The organism is Streptomyces sp. NPDC015125, assembly GCF_043080045.1.
In the GTDB taxonomy this organism is placed as follows: Bacteria; Actinomycetota; Actinomycetes; order Streptomycetales; family Streptomycetaceae; genus Streptomyces.
In genome coordinates, this window is sequence record NZ_JBIBVF010000032.1 from 35524 (window position 1) to 51944 (window position 16421).

General features: G+C 71.0%; 9 protein-coding genes. 2 read left to right on the forward strand and 7 right to left on the reverse strand.

Features of this window, described 5'->3' with window-relative positions:
- The first annotated feature begins 2 nt into the window (after window positions 1-2).
- Together ACF088_RS38950 and ACF088_RS38955 are read left to right on the forward strand one after the other, a co-directional pair.
- Window positions 3-3359 (forward strand): LysM peptidoglycan-binding domain-containing protein, encoded by a 3357-nt coding sequence (locus ACF088_RS38950; protein WP_392380716.1) that lies wholly within the window; start codon window positions 3-5, stop codon window positions 3357-3359.
- On the forward strand, window positions 3359-4069 hold the full coding sequence (locus tag ACF088_RS38955) for a prepilin peptidase (protein WP_392380717.1): 711 nt from the start codon (window positions 3359-3361) through the stop codon (window positions 4067-4069). Before ACF088_RS38950 ends, ACF088_RS38955 begins: the two co-directional genes overlap by 1 nt.
- Window positions 4070-4303: 234 nt before the next feature.
- Here ACF088_RS38955 and ACF088_RS38960 read toward each other — a convergent pair whose 3' ends face one another.
- From ACF088_RS38960 to ACF088_RS38990, 7 genes are all read right to left on the reverse strand, one after another.
- Window positions 4304-5851 (reverse strand): DUF2637 domain-containing protein, encoded by a 1548-nt coding sequence (locus ACF088_RS38960; RefSeq protein ID WP_392380718.1) that lies wholly within the window; start codon window positions 5849-5851, stop codon window positions 4304-4306.
- 523 nt (window positions 5852-6374) lie between these two features.
- The gene (locus ACF088_RS38965) at window positions 6375-7280 is read right to left on the reverse strand and encodes a ParA family protein (RefSeq protein ID WP_392380719.1); all 906 of its coding nucleotides are present in this window, start codon (window positions 7278-7280) and stop codon (window positions 6375-6377) included.
- Window positions 7277-8617, reverse strand: coding sequence for a ParB/RepB/Spo0J family partition protein (locus ACF088_RS38970; RefSeq protein WP_392380720.1), 1341 nt, complete (start codon window positions 8615-8617; stop codon window positions 7277-7279). The genes ACF088_RS38965 and ACF088_RS38970 overlap by 4 nt, the downstream gene beginning before the upstream one ends.
- A gap of 595 nt (window positions 8618-9212) precedes the next feature.
- On the reverse strand, window positions 9213-10091 hold the full coding sequence (locus tag ACF088_RS38975; protein ID WP_392380721.1) for a hypothetical protein: 879 nt from the start codon (window positions 10089-10091) through the stop codon (window positions 9213-9215).
- Window positions 10092-11268: 1177 nt separating this feature from the next.
- Complete coding sequence (locus ACF088_RS38980; protein ID WP_392380722.1) at window positions 11269-12165, reverse strand: hypothetical protein; 897 nt, start codon at window positions 12163-12165, stop codon at window positions 11269-11271.
- Window positions 12162-13001: a DciA family protein gene (locus ACF088_RS38985; RefSeq protein ID WP_392380723.1), complete on the reverse strand. Its 840-nt coding sequence runs from the start codon at window positions 12999-13001 to the stop codon at window positions 12162-12164. The genes ACF088_RS38980 and ACF088_RS38985 overlap by 4 nt, the downstream gene beginning before the upstream one ends.
- Complete coding sequence (locus ACF088_RS38990; protein ID WP_392380724.1) at window positions 12998-15532, reverse strand: hypothetical protein; 2535 nt, start codon at window positions 15530-15532, stop codon at window positions 12998-13000. The genes ACF088_RS38985 and ACF088_RS38990 overlap by 4 nt, the downstream gene beginning before the upstream one ends.
- Window positions 15533-16421: the final 889 nt, after the last annotated feature.

Sequence of the window (16421 nt, forward strand, 5' to 3'; positions counted from 1 at the left end):
ACATGCCCCACCCCCACTCCCCCACGCCCCGCCCCTGGCCCCTGACCCTGGTACGCGTCACCGGCAGCCTGCTGGCCCTCGCCGCGCTCGTCGCCGGCCTGCCCCTCGCGCTGCTGCGCGTCGGCACGCTGCCCGACGGCGTGCCCACGGTGGGCGACATCGGGGATGCGCTGATGGCGCCGGACGACGGGCAGGTCCTGTTCACCGCCATCACCCTGGTGTGCTGGGCGCTGTGGGCCTGGTTCATCGCCTCCCTGGTCGTGGAAGCCGGCGCCCTCCTGCGCCACCGCACCGCGCCGCGCGTGCGGGGCCTGGCCGCACCACAGCGCCTTGCCGCCGTGCTGCTGGGCGGACTACTGGTGCTGCCATCGGCCACCGCCATCGCCGCCACCCCGGCCACCGCAGTTGCCCACAGCGCCACGCCAGCACCCGGCCCCTCCGCCGCGCATGCGCCGACCCCGCAGAAGGCGTCCCCGCACGCCAGCCCCCGGCACACCGTGGGCGCGACCGGCGAGACGCTGTGGGACCTGGCCGAGCACTACCTCGGCGACGGACGCCGCCACGCCGAAATCCGTGCCCTCAACCCCGGGTTGCCGCAGAGCGCGACGCTCCCCGCGGGCACCGTCGTCAACCTGCCGGCCGACGCGAGCGGCGTGCACACCGACCTCGCCACGGCCGCCCCGGCCTCCGCCGAGACGCCGCAGGACGCGAAGGACGAGACGTACACAGTGGCGTCGGGCGATTCGCTCTCCGGTATCGCGCAGAAGGAACTCGGCGACGGCGACCGGTGGCACGACATCTACGCCGAGAACAAGGACACGATCCACGACCCTGACCTGATCTACCCCGGCCAGCGATTCGACCTGCCCCAGCAAGAGGCAACACCCGCCCCGCCGGCCGAGGACCACAAGCACCACCAGGACGCGGCTCCGCAGCACGAACGGCACACGCCCAAGCCGGACGACGCACGCCCCGCGGCACCGCATCACGAGCACCAGCAGCAGGGCACCGGCGGCGAGAAGACCCAGCCCGCACCCGACGCCTCCGCGAAGAAGGCCGACCCCGGACAGCAGCAGGGTCACGCTGAGGCACCCCAGCGCGAGCCCGCGGCCCCCGAGACCGCCAAGCCGTCCGCACCGCACTCCCCCGGCGAAGCACCCCCGGCCCCGCACCAGCCCGCCCCCGCAGCGGACTCGACGCAGGCCAGCTCCGGCCAGATCGCCGCGATCGGCGGCGGCGTCCTGGCCGCCGCTCTCCTGTCCACCCTCGCTACCCGCCGCATCCTCCAGCAACGGCGACGGCACCGCGGCCGCCGCATCGCCCTCCCCGAGGACGGCGCGGCCGCCACCGAGCAGAACCTGCGCGCCGCCGAGGCTGCACTGGACACCACCATGCTCGACGGGGCGCTGCGTACGGCCGCGGTGCATCTCGCCGAGGCCGGCCGCGGCCTGCCGGCGCTGTCCGCAGCGGTGATCAGCCCCACCGAGATCGTGCTGCACCTGACCAGCCCGGCCGAGCCCGTGGCCCCGTTCACCGCGATCGACGATGCGCAGCTGTGCTGGACCTGTCCCACCCGCGGGGGTGACCTGCTGCCCCAGGAGCAGAGCGACGACGTCGACGCCCCGTTCCCGGCGCTGGCCTCCCTCGGCTGGGACGAGCAGGGCCACCTGATCCTCCTCGACCTCGAGGCCGTCGGCCACCTCCATCTGACCGGCCCTGACCGGCACCGCGTGCTGCGCACCTTGGCCCTGGAGCTGGCCGCCAGCGAGTTCGCCGACTGCCTCACCGTCTCCCCCACCGGAGACAGCGCGCCCGGCCTGCATGAGGAGTTGCCCGAGCGGGTCAGCGGCCACGCCGACTTCGCAGCGGCCGCGCATGCCCTGCGCACGCATCACGCCGAGCAGCAGCGGGCCCTGTCCGTCCTGGAGGCGGACAGCCTGCACCGCGCCCGGACCGGGGTGGACACCGCCGCCGCCTGGAACCCCCACATCGTGCTCGGGGACCTCGACGATGCCGACGACACCGACACTGCGCTGCTGCAGCAGGTCCTCGCGCAGCACCCTCGGTCCGCGACCGTCCTGGTGACCGCGGGCGACGAGGCAGCCGCCGCTCCGGCCGGCGCCTGGGTGGTGCACGCCGACACCGCAGCCGGGCCTGTTCCCCTGCTGCTGCCGGGTACGCAGGTGGAGGTGTGGTGCCGCGTGCAGGCGCTCAGCGATGAGGACTACGCCTACGCACTGGAGGTGCTGGCCACCACCCGCAGCGACGACGTCCCGGCCCCGCAGCCCATCGCCACTCCCCCGAAGGCCGTGCCCGAACCGCCCGCGCCGGAACTCGAGGAGACCGCACCCGTCTCTGCCCCCGCGGCTTCCGTGGCATCAGAGCCGGTGGGCCCGGCCCAGGTGCCGAGCCTGATGGCCCAGTTCGCCGCCTACGAAGACGACCAGGAAGTACCCGAAGAGCAACAGCCGGCAGCAGCTGCTCTTGAGGAACCGGCCGCATCCTCCAGCAGCGGCGGTACAGGCGGCGAGGAGGCCGAGGCATCACGTCCTTCTCCGCTGCCGGACGCGCAGCCTGCCGGCCACGCTGCCGGACAGGCGCCGGCGAGTGTGCCCGCCGACGGACCGGTGGTGCTGGTGCTGGGCCCCGTGGACATCGATGGCCCTCGAGGCACCGTCGAGTCCAAGCGGCGGCGCCTGTGCACGGAGCTGGCGGCTTGGCTGGTGCTGCGCCCCGGCCTGGACCACCACGCCCTGGACGAGGCGATGTGGCCCGGCCGTGAACCCACACGCAACTCCCGCAACACCCTCGTCAGCTATCTGCGGACCTGGCTGGGCTCCGACGACGACGGAAATCTCTACTTCCCGCGCATCGCCACCACAAACGACGCCCGCTACGCCCTGGCCCCCACCGTCGACTCCGACTGGCACCAGTTCCAGCGCCTGACCTCCGCAGCCGCCCAGAGCCCTGCCCCGCAGGCCGCCGCCCAGCTGCGTGCCGCGCTCGAACTCGTTCGCGGTCGGCCGTTCTCCAGCGTCAACCGCCGCCGCTATGCCTGGGCCGAGCACCAGGCCCAGGACATGATCTCCGCGATCGTGGATGCCGCCGCCGACCTGGCCGAGCACTGCTTGGTCCTTGGCGATGCCCGCGGCGCCCTGTGGGCTGCGACCAAGGGGCTGGACGCGGCGCCCGAGATGGAGAACCTCTACCGGATCCTGTTCCGCGCCTACGCCGCTCTCGGCGATTACGACGAGCTGGAGCGTGCCGCGCAGAAACTCGACACCCTCAACATGGAGCTGGAGGTCGATATGGAGGAGGCCACCGCCGCCCTCCTGGCCCAGCTCAGCAAGTCAGCCTGATGGTCAACGTGCTCCTGGCCGTGGTCGTGGGCGTCGCGGCTGGAGCTGCCCTGCGCCCGGTGGTCGTCGCGCTCGCCGTCCCGGCCGGCGGGCAGGCCGGCTGCCTGGCCTGCTCGCCCCGGCCTGCCGCGGGTCCGACGGTGCTGCGGCTGCTGCCCAGCGGTTGTGAGAACTGCCGTGACCGGATGCTGGGTGCACCGTGGTGGCTGCCGCCGGCTGTGACCGCTGCCGCGTTTGCTGCGGTCGCGTCCGGCGGCGCCACGGGCTGGTATGCCGCCGCGCAGTACTGGATCGCGTTCATGGGCGCCGCTCTGCTGTTGGTCGACAGCGCGGTGCAGCGGCTGCCCGATGTGCTGACGTTCCCGGCCGCCGTCGGGACGCTGGTGTTGCTGGCCGGTGCCGCGGCCGAGGGCGAGCCCGGCAGTCTGCCCCGCGCGGTGGCCGTCGCGGTCGCGGCCGGTGTCCTGTTCACCGCATTCGCTCTGGGCGGCATGGGGCTGGGCGACGCGAAGCTGTCCGTCTCCCTCGGTGCCCTTCTCGGGTGGCGCAGCTGGCAGGCCGCCTGGGCCGGGCTCGTACTGGCCTTCGCGTTCGGCGCCCTGTGCGCGCTCGTCCTCTTGGTGTTCCAGCGCAGGAGCCGCAAGAGCACCCTGGCGTTCGGCCCCGCCCTGATCATCGGCACCCTGGCCGTCCTCGCCACCGGTCCCTGACAGCCGCGCGTCGACCGGGGAAGCACATATCCAGATGCTTACCCTCGGCGGATACCCGCAGGTCGGCACGGGGTAAGCGGCGCCGCGGCATCGGCCAGTGCTTGGCCGGTGGCCGACGTCGGAGCCTGCGCATCGGCCATTGGCCAAGGTGGCCGACCATTGGCCAATCGGCCATCGGCCACCGGCCACCGGCCTTGGGAGGTTCGGCAAATGTGGCCGATCGGCCACCGGCGCCTAGTTGTGGGAGTCGACCGAGCGCAGCCGTGAGCGGGCGGTCTTCCGCTGCTCCTCCGCGTGCATCCCTTCGGCCTTGCGCAGCATCCGCAGCCCGGTGCGGGTCGGGATCTCCAGCCGCCGAGCGACCTCCGAACCACTGATCTTGCCTTCCGCGGTCAGCCACTCCACGATCTGCTGCAGCTGCTGCGCGCGCGGGTCCGTGGCCTCCCCAGACTGCTCTTCCGGGGCTGTGACAGCCAACGCGGTGGCCGTCCCAGCCTGCGCCGGCACAGGGGCCTTCGGCCCCGCCGTCGAGGGCGAGGAGTGCTGGGCCGGGACTCCCCCGGCAGAGGCGGAAGGCGCGGGTGCAGAGACCACGGACGGCTCTGCGGGGACGTCGACCGGCATCTGCTGGTGGCTGCGTTCTCCCTCTGGCGCCACTCGCTGAACCAAGTCGACCTCCTGGTCCACCTGCCCCTCCGACTCGATGCCTGCCGCCGGTTCCGCCTCGAGAAGGGTGGCCGATGCCGTGGCCTGGAGCAGTTCGTCCGTCGTGTGCTTGATGGCCGACTGGGGCATCTCGTCGGTCGGGGCCGCGGCCGGTGCCGGCACGAGCTGCGGCCCCACCTCCGGGGCGCCCTTGCCGAGCGGGCGCGTCCCGCCCGCGCCGTTCGGCACCGGCACCTGCTGCTCGGACTCTGGCGCGCGCGGCGCGGGTACCGCGACCTGCTCGCACGCCGGAACCTGGTGCTCGTCGTGCGCGGCCTCGTGCTCCTGGGCCCCGGCGGCGGGCGCGGCCGGCGCCTGCGTCGTCGGCTCCAGGGCGGGGGTGGCGGCGGACGGTCGGGGCGCCGGCAGCAGCTGCGGTTCGATGCCCGCGGCGGCCAGGCCCGCGGGAGCGGTCTCCGCCAGCGGCACGCCGTAGCGGGCGAGCCGCAGCGGCATCAGGGACTCCACGGGAGCCTTACGACGCCAGCCCCGGCCGAACCGCGAACGCAGACGTGCCTGGTACACGAGCCGTTCCTGCTCCAGCTTGATCACCGCGTCGTAGGACCGCAGCTCCCACAGCTTCATCCGCCGCCACAACAGGAACGTCGGGACGGGTGCCAGCAGCCAGCGCGTGATGCGCACACCCTCCATGTGCTTGTCCGCCGTGATGTCGGCGATCCGCCCGACGGCGTGCCGGGCGGCCTCGACGGTGACGACGAACAGCACCGGGATGACGGCATGCATGCCCATGCCCAGCGGATCGGTCGCCACGGCGGCATTGAACGCCACCGTCGCGACCGTCAGCAGCCACGCCGCCTGGCGCAGCAGCGGGAAGGGCATGCGGATCCACGTCAGCAGCAGATCCAGCGCGAGCAGGACACAGATGCCCGCGTCGATGCCGATCGGGAAGAAGTAGGCGAAGGAGCCGAAGCCCTTCTTGACGGCGAGTTCGCGCACGGCCGCGTAGGAGCCGGCGAAGCCGATGCCGGCGATGGCCACCGCGCCGACGATCACCACGCCGATGAGGATCCGGTGAGCCCGGCTGAGCTGTGGTGGCCTCCCCGTTCCCTCAGTCACGCTGGCCGCTCCCCTTCTTTCGTGCGTTATGCGAGCGGCCTTCACATTCTCACGGCCACTGGGCGGTGATCTCCTCCGGTGGGGTTGCACCAGGGATCGTCAACCAAAAGTGACCTTCGGTGGGTGCCTAGACGAACCTCAAAGCCGCTTCCTCAGACAGCATCGCGCCATCCGGCGGCACCATATTTCGCCTCCTGCCCCTACAAGGGGCCGTGCACGTGCTGCGCAGCAGTCAGCCACCCACGCCTCAACACCCCACAACGGACGACTCCACCGTCAACCCACACGCACCCACGCGTGACTCCTCCGCTGATCAGCCAAAGACGCCGTTCCCTGCACCACGTCACCGCCCCCTTCAACCCGATCGAAGCACCCACACCCCCGGCGTCCGCTGGGGGTTTCGTGCTCCCTGGAGGAGTTACTGAGCCGCAACCGGCTGTCCTGGCCTTGGGACGACGACCGCACAACGGTGGCGGCCCCCACCCGCAGAGGTGGGGGCCGCCACCGTTTCCAGTGGAAACGCTCAGGACGCCGGGTCGACGAAGCCGAGGTGCGTCATCACCTTCCGGTAGTCCACGGAGGGCACCGAGTTGGGCAGGAGGATCGGCAGCGGGACCTCGTCCTCGTAGAGCTTCTTGGCGTCGGCCGAGTACCGGATGTAGGGCAGCAGGACAGAGCTGTACTTCGCCTCGGCTGCTGCGGCGGCGCGGCGGGCCGCTGCCTCGTTGTAGGTCGGCGTCGGCGTGCCAGTGAGGAGCAGGTGGTTGAGCGTCGGCCTGCCGGGGACGGATCGACGGCCGCGGTTCTTGTCCCGGATGCGCTCCAGCTCGTCCGTGAGCCGCTTGACGAGCTTGACGTCCTTGGGGTCGGCCTTGATCGACGGGATGACGGAGTCTTCCTCGTCCAGCATGCGCAGCACGGAGTAGGGCATCTTGCCGTAGCTCGCTGGGAAGTCCAGGTAGAAGACGGTGTCGTCGCCCTCGTAGGAGCGCAGGATCTCGGCGAACCAGTCGTTGCGGTCCGCGTCTTCTGCGATGGCGAGGTCCGCGCCGGCCATGGCCGGGCTGCTGGGCACGACGCGCAGGTTCGGGATGGGCGCGAAGTCTTCTTCGGGGTCGTCGCCATCGCCGATGCGGTAGCGGGCGGGCAGCGCGACCTGGTCCAGGGTGGCCTTGCCGTAGAGCAGGTCGATCGCGGTCTTCTTGCCCTTGAGCGCGTCTTCGTTGTAGCCGAGGACGGTGGTGGACGACATGTTGCTGTCCAGGTCGAAGACGACGCCGGGATATCCGCGCAGGGCGGCTGTGACGGCCATGGATGTGGCGCTGGTGGACTTGGTGGACCCGCCGCATTCGATGATGTACGCCCAGATGAGGGGCCAGTTCCGACGCTTGGGTCGGAAGCGGGGGTCGACGACGCTGGTGGTGCTCATCGGGATCCTCCTGCGTCGACCAGTCCGAGTTCGGCCTTCTCCCACTCGGTCTGCGGCTCGTAGTCGGTGTGCTCCTGGAGGACGCGGACGTGGTTGCGTTCGCGGCTCCCCCAGGACTGCCGGCGGGCGGCGGTGCGGAGTTCGGCTGCCGCCAGGGCGGCGGCGAAGGCGGCGAGGCGTTGTGCGGTTTCGTCGTCCGAATCCTGTATGGCGGCGAAGTAGGCCGGAGCGTCGGTGGCGTCCAGGCTGTGGCGGCCACTCTCCTTCAGCCAGGCGAAGGCGCGCTGCTGCGCGGCGGATTGCTGCGGAGGCGCGAGCACCGCGGCCGTCAGCACGGACAGGATGAGGTCGCTGTTTGCGGGGTCGGCCACGTCGGTGGACCCCAGCAGGGCGCGGCAGGAGGCTTCTCGGGCGGCGGCTGCCGTGCGGCGGTCGGTGTCGTCCTTGTCGCGTGGCGAGGGCTGCTTGGCCTGCTTCGACTTGCGGGGGGCCGGTGGGGCAGCGGGCGTGCCGTTTCCAGTGGAAACGGTCTCGGCGTTATCGGCTGCCGACTCCGCGTCACCGTTTCCAGTGGAAACGGTGGTCTCGGGATCCGGGGCTTCGTTTTGTCGTTGCCGGGCGAGGATCTGGGCTTGTGCCTCTGCCGGGTGGGCGCCGCCGCGCACGAGACCGAGGTAGTGCTCCTGGTCGTCGTGGTCCATCTGCTGTGCCTTCTCGGCCGCGCTGACCTTGAGGGTGCCGTCCCTCAGCGCTTCCTGGACTGGGGGCGCGAGTTCGAGGAGCTTGATCCGCTTCCAGACGGTGCCCTTGGAGACCGCGCCATTGGCGGTCTCGCCGACCTTCTCCGCGATCTGTTCGTAGGAGAGGCCGGCCTCCCGCAGGGCCTGGTAGTGCTCGGCCTCTTCCAGGGGGCTGAGCTGGGCGCGGCGCAGATTCTCGATCAGGGTGATGAGGCGCGCGTCCTCCACCTTGTCGTCGCGCAGCACGCTGGGGATGGTCTCCCAGCCGAGTTCCTGGCAGGCGAGCCAGCGATGTTCGCCGAAGAGGATCACGTTCGGGGCGGTGATCTGGTCCCGGGTCTCCGGGTAGGTCTGCAGCCAGACGTCGGCCCTGATGTGGGCGATGTTCTGGAGCAGGCCGACTTCCTTGATGGTGGCGGCGAGTTCCGGCACGCCCTTCTTCGCCCGTTTGTTGAAGGGGTTGGGGCACAGGGACGAAAGCTCCAGGTCCAGGGTGTCCCCGCTGCGGTCCGTGTCGGTGTAGAGGACCTCTTCGGGAGCCACCTCGGGCTTGGACTTGGTGCTATTACGCTTGGGCCGCGGGAGCGCGCCTGCCATAGAATCTCCAGAGACTGCAGTCGGTACGGGGGCGAGACTAGCGTTTCCAGTGGAAACACCGCGCCTCCCTCGGCTGCAAAACCGGGTCAGTGGACAATGCGGACGGTGGCAACTCGGTGGCGCCGCGTTACTCAACCCGGCGCTCGGCGGCCTCCCGCACCTACTCCAGCCGGCTCTCGGCGCGGCGCTGGCACTGTGGTCCGTGAGCAGCGTGGCCCGTCGGACGGGGAGCGGCGGGACGTGATCCAGGCCGCCCGCGAGGACACGTCCTGGACGTCGCAAGTCGCCGTGGTTCTGGCGCAGCGGGTGCGTGCCGCGTACCGCGCAGGCGCGCTGGGCGGCTGCCCCCGTTCCGCGACATCCTCGAGCGCGACGCGGGGGAGTGGCACCGCCCCAACTGGTGTCGTGGATGTTGGGCCGCGCCCGCGATCAGCTGCGCGAACAGGGTCGGCCCAACGACGAGTGGGGCTCCTGGCAGGACATCGGCACGAACGGACTTCCCGGCGAGCTGACACAAGAGGAGTTCGTCGCCTCCAGCAGCAGCCACCGGCACCTACAGACGGCCAGGCCAGAGGCTGTCGGATCGTGGGACCGCTCAGCGTCCGATGCTCCAGGGCGCGGAAGGGGCTGCCACATCCGTGGCTGGGAGCGCCGGTGCGTGCCGGATCCACCAGCGGCGCAGCAGCAGCGGCGGATGGGTGCGCAGCGCAACCACCATGGAGACGTGGCGGAGCCGCGCAGGCAGGGCCCGGCGGTCGTCCAGGAAGTGCGTCACCGTGCGAACTGCGGCGGGCCGTCCGCACTGGCGGGCCGCGATTGTGTCGCAGGCCAGCTCTGTCCACCAGCGCACGGCGATACGCAGCGCGAGAAGCGCGGCGATCGCGATGGCGGCGTGGGGGAGCGGCAGGAGTCCGGCACAGGTCACGCTGCCCGCAGCGACGACCGTGGTCCAGAGCACGTGGCGGACGGAGTCGTTGCGCTGGATGTGCGCAAGCTCGTGCTCGAGGACATGCGGCAGGCTCGCCACGCCCTCGGGGAAGAACCAGAAGTGTCCCAGCTCGATGTGGCCGAGCGTCTTCGAGGTGCGCGCGGAGTCGGCGGCGCCCACCCAGCCGAGCCGGGCGCCGGTCACGGCGAGGGTGATGCGCATGCCGTGCGTGGCGGCGAAGTGCGTGACCCGGGCATGGACTCTGCGCATCTGTTCCGCCTCGGCCGCCAGTTCAGCCTCGTGCGGCTCCCACTCCCGATCCCGGTACACGTCCCACGTCATCTGCTGGCGCCACAATCCGGTGAGCCCCGAGTTACCCAGGGCGGTGAGCTCCAGCCCGGCGTACAGCCCGCCAGTGACGAGCGCGGACACCAGGACGAAGACCGGGGACGCATGCCCACGGCAATGGGCCACGGCTACGACACCAGTGGCAATGCTCGCCACGATCTCTTTGCCCCACCGGTTCAACACCCCGTCCGTGACCATGGAGTTCACCGTATCCGTGCCACCGCCTGGTGGGGGCTGCTTTGACCGTCGACAAAAACGGCCGGTCTACTCCGATTTCATCTTCTCTCCGATCTGTGGATCTGACGGGTACGGTCAGCGGCCCAGCTCGTCGTGGACTCGCAAAAAACTCGCAGAGTCAGTTCCCTGGGCTTCCGGGCAACGAGTTGACCGGTGAAAGGGGTTGGGCTGACTCCACGGGCCACGCGTTCAGCCCAAAGGCTCCCTTCCCCGTACAGGGAAGGGAGCCTTCCGAAGGGACGCCCACCACCTGTAGGAGCAACAGGACGTGACGGGTGGGGAGGGGGTTCGTTACGTGGGATGTTCACCCCCGCCCGCAACGAGAGGTGGAACCGGATGCTGGCTCAGACCGTGCTGACGAGTTTGCGTGCCCAGCTCGCCACCATCAACGATCTTGCCTACGAGCTGGGCCCGGGGTCTTCGCTGGCGGAGGCTGCTGAGCTGCGCCGCGTGCTGCTGCAGGCCGCGGATACCGTCGGCGCGATGGCTGGGGGGACCATCTCGGGAACAGGATGCGCACGGCATCCGAAGGGGCCGGTGGACCCTGTGGCGCCGGAGGGGTGGGGGCCGTGCCTGCTGTGTAACAGCAATCGGCGCCGCGGTCAGCGCTCCCAACCGCCCGCGCCGCGGACTCCCTTCTTTTCGTAGCCCGCGCCGGCATCATCCTCTTGCTTGATCAAGAGCGGCCTGCCAGATGCCGATCTCCCGGTCATGCGCCGCTCGTCACGCACGACTTTCCGTCCCGACCCAGCTTCTGCCTGGCCCCACGTCATCCATGATCACGAGGTGGGAAACCGGCCGCAAGACTGTCAGTACTGTGGATCTCCGCGTGTCTTCGTGGCGGGGGGTGTACGGCTGTGCGCCTCGTGTGGCTATCAGCAGAAGCCCTCGGACATTTGTCTCGCCTGTGGTTGTCAGCTCAATGTGCGGAGCCGGGAGATGTACATCGGCCTGTGTACCTCGTGCCGGGCGGATGCAGAGCGCGGTGAGCCTGGCGATCTCCACGAGAGCTCGCCCAGTTCCTGGGCGGAGGCGACCGCGGTGGCTGGCCCAGTACCGGGGGCGGCCGACTCCCGCCGTCCGTAGGATCCCGGCTCGGGGCATGGTGGGCGCGCCTTTTCACAGCCGTTGGAAGGCGTCACGGCACGTAGCAGCGGATGGGAATGTTCTTGTCACGGGCGAGACCGGCGAGCCGGATGGGTTCGTCGGGGTGTGCGGTGAACACCAGGCACAGATCGGGATGCTGTGCGATGAGTGCTTCGTCGCGCAGTCGGAAGGCGTCTGGACCATGGCGGTTCATGTCGGCTTTGCGGGAGAAGGTGTGCACCAGCAGGGGAACTGAAAGGGCCGGGGGATTGACACCGGAGGCCCACGTGTCCACGTGCCGGTCGGCGACTGTGTCGCCTGCATGCTCCAACCACAGGGCATGCTCGGGGCCGGCGATCTGGGTGGCGTCGTGCCAGGTGTCCATCAGGACTTGCTCCAGGCCCTGGAGGTCAGTGAAGTCGGGGGAGGTAGCTACCAGCACCGATACCGACCGCAGGGTGCTCGGAGACAGGCTGGTGATGTCACAGTCTGGCAGCGCGTCCTTCAAGCGGGCGAGGATCTGCGGTGCACGGAGGGCGAGTTCGTCACGGGCCTGGACTGTGGCGGCTTCGGTGGCCAGGGTCCGCCCCCAGTCCTGAAGCTGCGTGATCCGTACCTCCTCCGCGAGGACGGCGCCCACCAGGTGCGGCCACAGCTCCTTGAGCGCATCGGGGATCGTGTGGACGCGGACGACGATTCCCTGCAATACGGGGGCGCCGGTGGGCCGGCTGTCGTTGAGCATCTTCAGGAGACGGCCGCTGGCGAGCAGCCGCATATGCGTGCCGGAGGCGGCGCTCGCACAGCGGAAATGCAGGCGACCTTGCTGGTCGATGCCCAGTGGTTCGACGTTCCGGGCCAGCGTGGACCCAACGGTCGCCTTCCACCAGGATTCGGCCTGCACCATCCAGTCCGGCCGGGTGACCCCATCTCGGGGCGAGTCCAGGCTCATGCCGGCACTCTACGGGTGCGGCCTGCGGGATACGTGTCCTGCACTGCGCTGTGGTTGTCACGGCGTGTGTGGCCGGCGCGCTCGTCGGCCAGTCGCCTCAGGGCTCGGGCCCATGTGGCATCGGCCGAACTGGTCTTGGTGGCCTTGTTGCGCAGGGCCTGGGTTGCGGCCTGCCCGTCGCCGAACAGCTCTTCCGGTTCGCGTGCCTGCTGGCGGGTCTGCCGCTCGGCCGCCGCCTGGATCGTCGGGTCCACGGTCGTCGGCGTGCGGCTGGCACGGTGGGCGGCGAGCGCGCGCAGATAGCCGGCCGGCGGCGTCCGGCGCTCCACTGGCGCGGCCGGCGCCGCCGACTGCGCGGCTGGGCCAGCAGCCGCTGCGGCGGGACCTGCCTGCACGGGCGCGGGCGGCAGAACGCGCAGAGTGCGGACGTTCACCCCGGACACCTGCTCGTTGGCGGCCGCGATCAGCTTCGGCGTGCTCCAGCGCAGCTTCGTGCCGTATGCGGGGGCGTCGGGGGCGACGTCCAGGCGGCCGGTGTCCGCGTCGAACTTCACGGCCTGGACATGCCCGGCGAGCTCGGGCGCGGCCGCGGCAAGGATGTCGTCGAACCGGGCGAGGACGCTGCCGCCAGCGGCCGGGGCGGCCATGTCGCGCTCGGTCATCATCATGCCGATCGCCGCGCCGAGCCCGAGCGGTTCGCGACCGTCACGGCGTACGACCTGGCCCGTGCGTCGCTTCGGCTTCGCCGTGCGGGTGGCGCCCTTCTTCTTCGCCGCCTCCCGGGCCGCGACCAGGGCCTGGCGCGCAAGGTCGACCCCGCTCAGCTCGCCGGTCATACGAGCACCGCCCCGGCCGTGTCGCCGTCCAGCGGGCGCATCGCAAGGTCGGGCAGCCGGTCACTCCACGACGCGGTCGCAGTCGTCCCGGTGCGGGCGGCGGCCTGCATGTGCAGCTGCTCCAGGCGCTCGGCCAGCAGGTACTGCGCGGTGCGCTCCCGGGCGGCGTCGGCGGCCTTCGTCGCGGCGGCGATGGCATCCGCGCCGTTCGGATTGTGCTTGTGCCAGCGCCGGTTCTGCTCGGTCGCGTACGCCCGCCGGGCCTCGGCTTCGGCTTCCTCGGTCCGGCCAAGGCGGTTGAGGGCGCTGCTGCGGTACTCCGGCAGAGCCTGCTGCACCGCTTGGAGCGCGGCGAAGGCGGTCGCGGACGCCGCCAGGGCCGGGTCCTCGGCCAGCTCGCCCGGCTCCACCAGCTCCAGGAACTCGTGCCGGGCACGCTCGATGTCGGCCACCAGCGCCGCCCTCACGCGGGCGGCGACGGCGGCGACGTCACCCTGGTCGTCGAGGTCGGCGGAGCAGGTGGCCACGACCATGCCGGCTTCCACCGTCAGGGCCTCGGTCCGGCGCCGGTAGCCGCACGCCTCGCACAGCCCGGCCGACCGGTCCTGCCCACAGTCCTCACACGGCAGCGCCTGGCGGAGCTCGGCGTCGGCGGCCGCGGCCTGCCGCTCGCGCTGGTCCCGCTCCCGCGCAGCTGCACGAGCGGCATCCCGCCGGGCCTCCTCGGCTGCCGCCTGCTCCCGCCGCCGCACCAAGTCCTCCGCCTCGATGGCCGCCTGCGCACGCAACCGTTCTTCGAGGACCTGGCGGCGCTCGTCGTCCCCCAGGCCGGGCAGCTCCCGGTCGATCTCCGCCGCGACCTTCGCCCGCCGGGCACGCCGGAGGTGGATCACGTTGCCGCAGGCTCCGCAATCGCTGCCGGTGTCCAGCCGGATCCCGTCGTCGCAGCGCCAGTCCGAGCAGGCCGGCCGCTGCACCAGGCCCCGGTGGGTCAGCCAGCCGAACGGGCCGGTGACCAGGGCCTCGCCGCCGGTCTCTGCCAGCCGGTCGGTGAGCCGGTCGGCCAGCAGCTGCGGCGCTGTCTCCGGCCGCACCAGCATGCCCGCCAGCCGCTTCACCTGCGCCTTCGCCGCGGCCTCAATCCGGTCCTGCTGCCAGCCACTCAGCCGCTCCCACAATCCCGCGACCGGCCTCAGAGCCACCCGCAGACCAAGATCATCCGGAAGGCTCACCCTCCGCCGTTGCTGCGCCTTTCCACCCACCAGGGCCCGCGGCCGGCCGCCGGCCTCACGACCGGCAGCACGCTTCCCACTCTGCTCATCGACCGGGGAATCTGTGGGCTTTTCCCCGCGCAGCGGGCCGACCTCTGCCACCGGCGGCGCCGATTCGGCGACGGTGGTCTCGCCGCCGACGGCCTGGTCCTCACGCACGCACACGCGCTCCGGCCGACGGCCCTCACCCCCACGGCCTTCGCCGGAAAAGCCACCAGAGAGCTGCACAGGAACTACAGGATTAGCCACAGAAGCGTGGTCTGCGTGGAGCTCTGCACCACCGGGACGCTCCTGATCCGCCACCCCCACAGGGCCCTCAGCACCGCAGACCCCAGGCGTCCCAAGGGCACCAGCGGCACCGGTCGGAGCTTGATCTCCGACTGCACCAGCAGGACGCTGCGAAAACACGGCCTTGGCGCCCTGAGCAGCCTCCACAGGGGCCAGGGTGCGGCCGTACGCGCGAGCGACGGGCAGCATCATGACCCGGCCCCGGCCGTTCATCCGCGTCCCCGTCGCCTTGCGCTGCCGCGCCACGACCCCGGCCTCCGTCAACCGCGCCAGGACCTTGCGCGCCCCGGACGGCGAGCAGCCCAGCAACCGCGCCAGCGTCGCCGCACCACGCCCCTCCTTCGCCTTCACCGAGCCACCGCACAGCTGCAGCCAGCCCGACGCCCGCGTGCTCAGCACCATCAGCAGCAGCCCGAGCCGATCGGTCGCCGCCCCCCTGCCCCTACGGCCGGCCAGCAGCCCCGGCGGCGTCGGCTCCTTGTCCTTCGGCGCCCAACCGGGGCCGAACAGGGCCTCGATGAGGCGCAACAACACCGCGAGCTCCGCCTTCGACAGCGCCAGCGCGTGCCCCGCCCCCCCACTCTTGCGGGCGTGCCACAGCGGCATGACCAAGCAGTCCAGCCCGGTCGGGTGGCCCTTGGCATCTGTCACCACCCGGGTGCGCACCGCCCCCGAGCCACGCAGCGCCGGCAGCACCTTGTGGTGGACCGTCGACTCCTTCACGCCCAGCCAGCGGCCCAACTCCGCGCCCCAGGTCGAGGTCTGAAGGTCGGTCTTTTCGCCCTTGGGCGCCCGCGACTTCGCGTAGAGCACCACGGTCGCCAGCTTCGGTGCATCCTTCAGCCCGGCCACCGACGGGTCCGCCAGCAGAGCCCGCACCGCGGCGAGCAGCCGCAGTCGCATCCCCCGCCCCAGGCGCAGCGCGTCGCCCAGGCCGCCATCGCTCGGCTGTCCGGAGGCCGGCACCGACACCAGACGCCGCCCCGGCCGCCGCGGACCGGGCACTCGAACGCTCGGAGCGGCTGCCGCCGCGACGGCACTCACAGGTGCCCCCGGAACGAGGCGGCGGACATGGTCGGTGTGTGGAGAGGCGTTATGCCGCCGACAGCACCATCCAAACCGGACAGGTCGATCTGAGCGGACTGAGCAGGGGCGGCGTACGACGGGGTCACGTACAGAGAGGGGACCGTCGAACGGCGAGATGTGACAGCTGCGGAAAAAATCTTCATCCAGCACCCTGACCCGGATGTCCTGTGGACAGATTTCGCGCAGGCCGCAGCTCCCACCCGGCGAAACACCAACCTCATCCCACAGTCCGCAGGGCGGGACGCCAGGACGACACCGCCACCGTTGACTGGCTGGAATCCGGCAGGACGAGTGGCGAAAACCGACCGACGGGGAAAGATAGAACGCCCATTCCAGGCCAATCGGTCATGGTTGGGCTGGCAAAAGATAGACGGGTGCTGCAAAATGACAGCGCCTCCTGAGCTTCCAGCTGGAGGGCATGACGAAGCCCCTCGGGTGCTTTGTGGTTCTCCCGAACCAAGTTCGAACTGTTCGACCGGCTCCTACCGGGCGGACAATCCCTTCAGAGGGGCTGCCAAACCCCTCTGGTGACGGGGGACGCCAGCTGAGGTGCGCCAACACCTGGAGCTGAGCGTCCCGGGCGGCTCAGGCCGCCCCACTTCCTATGTCATCCCGCCCCCTCCAAAGAGGGCTGGTCGGGATGCGCCGTCCAGACAGCACGAACACCCCACCGAAGGGCCAGCGGCATACGGCTGCTGGCACCACGGCGGGGTGCTGTGATGAGTCTGGAGGGTACGGGTACCCTAATCACGTCGACGCCCTTTCAGTCGCATTA

Coding starts and splice junctions, on each gene's coding strand:
- ACF088_RS38985 (WP_392380723.1), bottom strand. CDS start 13,001: ATGACCGGCGAGCTGAGCGGGGTCGACCTTGCGCGCCAGGCCCTGGTC.
- ACF088_RS38955 (WP_392380717.1), top strand. CDS start 3,359: ATGGTCAACGTGCTCCTGGCCGTGGTCGTGGGCGTCGCGGCTGGAGCT.
- ACF088_RS38975 (WP_392380721.1), bottom strand. CDS start 10,091: ATGGTCACGGACGGGGTGTTGAACCGGTGGGGCAAAGAGATCGTGGCG.
- ACF088_RS38950 (WP_392380716.1), top strand. CDS start 3: ATGCCCCACCCCCACTCCCCCACGCCCCGCCCCTGGCCCCTGACCCTG.
- ACF088_RS38970 (WP_392380720.1), bottom strand. CDS start 8,617: ATGGCAGGCGCGCTCCCGCGGCCCAAGCGTAATAGCACCAAGTCCAAG.
- ACF088_RS38980 (WP_392380722.1), bottom strand. CDS start 12,165: ATGAGCCTGGACTCGCCCCGAGATGGGGTCACCCGGCCGGACTGGATG.
- ACF088_RS38965 (WP_392380719.1), bottom strand. CDS start 7,280: ATGAGCACCACCAGCGTCGTCGACCCCCGCTTCCGACCCAAGCGTCGG.